Origin of the sequence: Brevibacillus sp. HB2.2 (assembly GCF_013284275.1) — a bacterium.
Classification (GTDB): Bacteria; Bacillota; Bacilli; order Brevibacillales; family Brevibacillaceae; genus Brevibacillus; species Brevibacillus brevis_D.
This window is the reverse complement of sequence record NZ_JABSUV010000030.1, coordinates 66,619-73,358: the sequence shown is the minus strand read 5'-3', so window position 1 is coordinate 73,358 and position 6,740 is coordinate 66,619. Positions and strand designations below refer to the sequence as shown.

Sequence of the window (6,740 nt, the reverse complement as noted above, 5' to 3'; positions counted from 1 at the left end):
TCAAGAACGAATGCACACTAACCATGATGTTTACAGACACATGGATGGTGTGCTTTTTTACTATACGGGAAACAATTCAAACAGCGGCGAGTCTAAGACTTGGTTTTCAGGTCTTAGGTCGCCGCTGTTTCATTTTTGGGCAATGAAAACTCGCTTAAAAGTTCAATTCTGCAATCGTCTCGCCGAACAAAACCATTCCGTTCTTTTGAAATCCGAGCGAAGCGTAAAGGTTTTCGGCTGCGACATTGGCTGGGGCATAGCCAATGACAATTTTTTGACAATCTTCCTTTGCTTTCAGGATCTCAATGACTTGTGAAATGGCAGTACGTCCATAGCCTAGTCGTTGGTACTTCGCATCAATTAAGAGTCTGTAAATCCAGTAATTTCCGTCGTCGGGGTCAAGCCCATACATGACAAAGCCAACCATCGTGTCATCATGGTATATGGCCAAAGGAACAAATGTAGTTTGAAACTTTGATTCAGCGATGGAGTAAAGGTTTGGGGCAACAAACTCGCTCTGTTCGGGAGTAGGTTCCAGTTCAATACACTCTTCCCAGTTTTCCAACGTTACTTCACGAAGTGTCACAGGCATCTAATCACATTCATCCTTCCGGGGATTTATTATTTTGTCAATATATTACATTTTATCCTACGTGAAAAGAAAGTCAAAATCAATAGAGTGCACAAATTTTTTTCTAAATCTATGCAGCACCAGAGGAAGGGAAAGAGGGAAAGAATTAGCCCAATTTTCAGAAATAACAATTTATGGAAAATTCATTTGACACTATAGAAGAGTCATCTATATAGTTGAAACTGGAAGTATTTGTAACTGATTTGATTTTTTACCATGTCTGAGTTGTGATTACATCTACACAATTCAGAAAGGGGGATATTCTTTGCGCCAGGATAAGAAGCAATGGAGGGTCGGTTATCCTTTAAGTCATCCACAAAAGCGTATCTGGTATACGGAAAAATTACATCCACAGCTTCCTATCCATACGTTAGGGGGGATGGTGCGAGTTCAAGGAAAGGTGAAGCTGGATGTACTGGAAGCGGCCATTCACCTGTTCATTCAAAAGAACGATACCTTGCGACTCAACTATCAGGAGGAAGAGACAGTCCTTCAGTTTGTTGGAGAGTACGAACCGCAGCCATTGCAGGTGTTTGATTTCAGTCAGGAACCGAATGCCCCTGATCGGTGCAGACAAGTCCTGCAAGCTTTGTTTACAAAGCCGTTTTCAATCGGACAAGAGCCTCTGTTCTACTTTTGTCTGATCCAACTGAGTGACGAGGAAGCAGGGTATTTTGTAAAGCTGCACCATTTGATTGCTGATGGCTGGTCCATCTCAATCATGACAGAACAAATTGCTCACTATTATGACACGTTGTTGGCAGGTTGTACCGTTCATGTAGGAGGTGAACACGCTTATCAAGCTTTTGTCGACAGGGAGCATGCCTATGCTCAATCTGAGAGATTCGAAAAGGACAAGCGATACTGGCGGGACAAGTTTCAGAGCTTGCCCGTAATCACGACATTACAAAAGGCAACAGATACTACCGAAGGCAAGCGCAAAGTCTATGCATTTAACCTGGAAGATTCGACAAGAATACGCCAGTTTGCGGAACAGATGAAATGCTCGCTAAATTCCGTGTTTGTAGCTCTCGTCAGTCTTTACCTTCAGCGTTGTACGAGGCAAGAAGAAATTGTGATCGGTACGCCGCTGTTAAACCGTTCAGGCAAAGTGGAGCGCAAAATATTCGGGATGTTTACCAGCACCATGCCTTTTCGTCTGGCAGTTCCGATGGAAATGGATGCCTTCGATTATGTTAAATATGTCAACAGGGAATTGACTTCCTGTTTTTTTCATCAGAAATATCCGTACGATTTGCTGGCTCAAGAGTTGGAATTGAAGAAACATGGCTATGACAGCCTGTTTCAGATTTGTGTGAATTATTACAGCACGCAACTGCCCTTCACCCTAGGCGGGTACCCCGTGACGAATGAGGAGTTTTACAACGGTCACCAGTTGTATTCGCTCCAAGTCATTATCAGGGAGTGGGCTACAGATGAACAATTGACGCTGGAATTGGATTATAAGATCGCCGAGTACACGGAAGAAGATATTGACCGAATAGCGGATCATCTCGTGCGGCTTCTCAATCAGATGATCTCGAATCCAGAAGGACCGCTATCCAATCTGAACTTCCTTGCTGACGAAGAGCTGGCGCTACAGCTCAATACATGGAACGATACTGCAGCTTCCTATCCCAGCGAGAAGACGGTTGTCCAGTTGTTTGAAGAGCAAGTAATGCGCTCGCCACAAGGAATTGCATTGGAGTCAGAGGGGCGCACGCTGACATTCCAGGAACTACAGGATCAAGTGAATCGACTCGCTCAGTCGTTGCGAAACCGAGGAGTTGGTCCTGGCGTAATTGTGGCGTTGCTAGCAGATCATTCGCCAGAGATGATCATCGGACTGTTGGCTGTGCTAAAAGCTGGCGGGGCATACCTTCCGATTGATCCTCAACTCCCTTCACAGCGTATTGAATACCTGCTTTCTGATTCTAGAGCAGACCTGTTGCTTCGTCACACTTCGCGATCAGAGAATATTTCGTGGTCAAAAGCAATTCTGGAGCTCGGTGATTCGTCCCTGTATCAAAATGATGGGGCAATCCTGGAATCGGTCAATCAGCCAGATGATTTGGCCTATGTCATTTATACATCAGGCTCTACTGGAAATCCGAAGGGAGTCATGGTTACTCATCGAGGGCTAGTCAACTATATTTCGTGGGCAAAAGACCGCTATCTCTCTTGTCCTGAAGAAGCCTTTGCTCTGTATTCCTCACTGGCATTTGATTTGACGGTTACGTCCATTTTCTGCCCGCTGGTAAAGGGAAATCGGATGGTTATTTATCCTCACTCCGATTCAGAGTTTGTGTTATCGCGCATCTTTAGTGACGGACGCTCCCATGTTGTAAAGCTGACACCTGCCCATCTGTTTTTGCTGCAAGAGATCGCTCTGCCTTCTACTACGGTAAAGAGAGTGATAGTGGGCGGCGAGGACTTGAAGGTGAGTCTGGCTGAGGCCATTCATGCGAAATGGAACGGACAAATCGAAATTCTCAATGAGTATGGCCCTACTGAGACAGTAGTCGGATGCATGATCTATCAATACGATCCAGTGACCGATGTCGAAGGATCTGTACCGATTGGACATCCGATCAGTAACGTGCAGCTCTATATTTTGGATTCATATGGGAAACCAATCCCAATCGGATCGACTGGAGAGCTATTCATCTCGGGAGATAGTGTGGCACGGGGGTATCTTAACCGCGAGGAATTGACGCAAGAGCGTTTCCTACCCGATCCGTTTCGACTAGGGAAAGTGATGTACAAGACAGGCGATCTGGTTCGCTATCGTCCCAATGGAGTCATGGAGTATTTGGGGCGAGCTGACTATCAGGTGAAGATTCATGGATACCGCATTGAGTTGGGTGAAATTGAACAGCAGCTACTTGGTCATTCTTCTGTGCGTGAGGCAGTGGTGATTGATCGCATGGATACGTGGGGGCGTAAGTACCTTTGTGCTTATTTGATCACGGAAACATCTTTCCGGGAAAAAGAGCTCCGCGAAGAACTGGCAAGTCGATTGCCCGCTTACATGATCCCTTCGCAAATCGTGCAGCTTGAACAATTTCCGCTGACCTCAAATGGCAAAGTTGATCGAAAACAGCTTCCCGAACCTGTCATGGAGCGAAAAGGTGCGGAGGATGAAACCAGTCCCCGTGACGAGTTTGACAAGCTATTGGTTGAAGTGTATGAGGACGTGCTCGGTCATTCGCCATTTGGTTTACAGGACCCGTTTTCCCAGCTAGGGGGGGACTCGATCAAAGCGATTCAGGTTTCTTATCGATTGCATCAGCGGGGAATCAAGATTCCGGTTAGAGACATCTTGATTTATGACACGATTGCAGAACTAAAAGCGAGAAGTGACTGGAGTTGGGGAGTGGAACAGATCCCACAAGAGCCGTGTACGGGCGAGTTACCTTCATCTCCCATTGTTTCTTGGTTTTTGTCACAACAGTTCCGCAATGCTGATCATTGGAACCAGTCGTTGCTCCTCGAAAGCAAGGAAAAAGTAACGCTGGAGGAGTTTGAGGCGAGTCTGTCAGCACTGGTTAGTCATCACGATTGTTTGCGACTCAATTACTCGGCAAAAGAGGGGAAGCTCTTTTACAATGAGCGCCACCTAACCAACCGAGTGTCAGTATCTTACGTCGACCTTTCTTCCGTACCGCAAGAAGAACAGGAGAGAAGAATGTTTGAGGCGATGAGAGATTGTGCTGTTAGCTTCGAGTTGGAAGAATCAATACTGTTTACCGGTTGTCTCTTTGAATTGGGACCGGATCGACCTCAGCGATTGTTTCTGACGGCCCATCATCTTGTTGTGGACGGTGTCTCCTGGAGGATTCTCCTGGAAGATTTGATGAGCGCCTTGGCCAGTCTGAAACGTAATGAGCCGATTGTTTTACCAGATAAAACGCATTCGATGCAAGCGTGGATCAAGGAAGTCTCCGCCTATTATCAGTCGACTCAGGCAAGCAAAGAAAAAGCATTTTGGGACATGTTTTCCATCCCGGAAGACCAGCTACCGACTGACTTCGATTTTGGCGAAGACTTGGTAGAATACAGCGCTACATCTACTCGCACACTTTCAGCCGAGATGACGTCGCGACTGTTGACAACGGCCAACCGAATGTTTAATACGGGTCCCCAAGACCTATTGGTTGCAGCACTTACTCGGACATTGAGTGATGTGTTTGGTAGGGAGCGTCTCTTGCTGGTCATGGAGTCACATGGGCGTGAGTCTTCTATTCACACGATGAACGTAACCAGAACAGTAGGATGGTTTACCAGCATGTATCCTGTTTTGTTTGAAACGAATCCATCCAATCGGACCGACCACCTAAAAGGGGTAAAGGAGAAGTTGCGCCAGATTCCGATGGGGGGGCTTGGGTTTGGCTGGCTAAAGCCTGATCTGCTCGCGGCGGTGGAAAAGTCCCATGTTCGATTCAATTATCTGGGATCCGTGGATAATCAACTGAGTGATGAGCTGGTTCTCATGGGAGGAAACTTGGCGGTTGATTCCGGAGTGGGTAATCATTTGACAGCACTGCTTGACGTGGCTGCTCTCATTCGCCAAGGAGAACTTCAGGTTTCTGTTACGTACAGCTTGCGCAAGTATAGCGAGGAGACCATGGAGAAGTTACTTACGTTGTTTATCAATGAATTGGAGCAGCTCATTGATCATTGCTGCCATCAGGAGGTCCCTGAATTTACGCCATCGGATTTTGAAGAGGTGGAATTGACGCAAAAAGAGCTGGATTTGCTGTTTGGTTAAGAAGCGAATCTCATACTTGACCGAGTTTTCCGAGAAAGCAAAGATGACGAGTGTTTAATGAATGACAGGAGGGATTACATTGAGTGTCAAGGTACTAATGGGGAAAAAGGGATTTGAGGAGTTTGCAACAATTGTCGGCTTTACAGATGCGGAAAAGGAAGAACGCGGTGCATTGCTGGAGCAGTCTTATATGCCATTTAAGGTGACTCGCTATTATGCCGAGTTGATTGCAAGTCAATCAGAGCCTTATCGTACCCAGATGATCAATATCGTGCTTCCTCCACCGGGAGTGAAACCTTATAAAGGGCGTTTTGATCCGTATGGAAACAAGTCGTACCGTCAGGATGAAACAGCTTTCCTGCAACACAAGTACAAGAAGACATTGTTGCTTCACATCGACGACTTTTGTATTGCCAACTGCCAGTTCTGCTATAAAGTGAACGAAATCCGCCATGAAGATATTGGATACACCAATATTATGGACAAGGCAGAAAGGGCAGTACAGTATTTGGAAGCCCATCCGTACATCGATAATGTCCTCTTTACTGGTGGAGACCCTGCTTCCTTCCGTAAAACTTCTGACTTAATCAAGTTGATCAGCACGCTATTAAGTGTGAAGAGTATTCGACTCGTTCGCTTTGCAACCAAGGCTTTGGCCTATGACCCTGCTCGTTTTCTTGATGGAGAGTTGTTAGCGTTTTTTGACCAAGTAAGACAGACGCCCGGCAAGCAGGTAAGTGTAATTTCCCAGTTCAACCATCCTGGGGAAATCAGTGACGTTTCGATCCAAGCAACGCAAGCACTGCTATCCGTCGGTGTCCAGATTCGCGGACAGCCTGCTATCATTCGTGGCGTGAACGATTCTGTCGAGACCTTGATCGACTTGCAGCGCAAGTTTTTAGATAATCGAATCATTTCGTATTATTTGACGGTGTTTATGCCAGTTAGGGGAGTCGAGCAGTATGCCATTCCACTGGACGAGGCGTTCCGGAATGTGGCCGAGTCCAAACGCAATCTGGGTGGCTTGGAGAAAAAAGGGGTGCTTCTTACTTCGCACGACTTTGGAAAACTAGAGATTTGTGGCTTCTATCCGACAGCCGAGCGCCCTGAAAAAATTGTTTTGAAATGGCATCAAGCGGTCGGACCAGACTATCTTCCAGAGCGGTTGAAGGAATTAATCCCAACCCGTTCAGAAGACCTGATGATTTTGGACTACAAACAGGGAGAGATGTACTGCCTCGACCATGTTTTCGAACATAATGGCTTGCCGTACGTGAATGCAGATGGGGAGATCGTGGAAAACCTGCCGAGTGAAGCTGTTCGGTAAGGGAGTCAGGA

General features: G+C 46.4%; 3 protein-coding genes. 2 read left to right on the top strand and 1 reads right to left on the bottom strand.

Features of this window, described 5'->3' with window-relative positions:
- Positions 1 to 154: 154 nt before the first annotated feature.
- Entirely contained in the window at positions 155 to 592 is a 438-nt protein-coding gene (gene edeQ, locus HP401_RS31765) for an edeine self-resistance N-acetyltransferase EdeQ (protein WP_142496761.1), read from the bottom strand.
- Positions 593 to 896: 304 nt separating this feature from the next.
- Here edeQ and edeP point away from each other — a divergent pair, with 304 nt between their 5' ends.
- Together edeP and HP401_RS31755 are read left to right on the top strand one after the other, a co-directional pair.
- Positions 897 to 5,402 carry an edeine non-ribosomal peptide synthetase EdeP gene (gene edeP, locus HP401_RS31760; RefSeq protein ID WP_173606383.1) on the top strand — a complete coding sequence of 1,502 codons (4,506 nt, stop codon included), beginning with the start codon at positions 897 to 899 and terminating at the stop codon, positions 5,400 to 5,402.
- Between the two features lie 79 nt (positions 5,403 to 5,481).
- Entirely contained in the window at positions 5,482 to 6,729 is a 1,248-nt protein-coding gene (locus HP401_RS31755; RefSeq protein ID WP_173606382.1) for a lysine 2,3-aminomutase, read from the top strand.
- Positions 6,730 to 6,740: the final 11 nt, after the last annotated feature.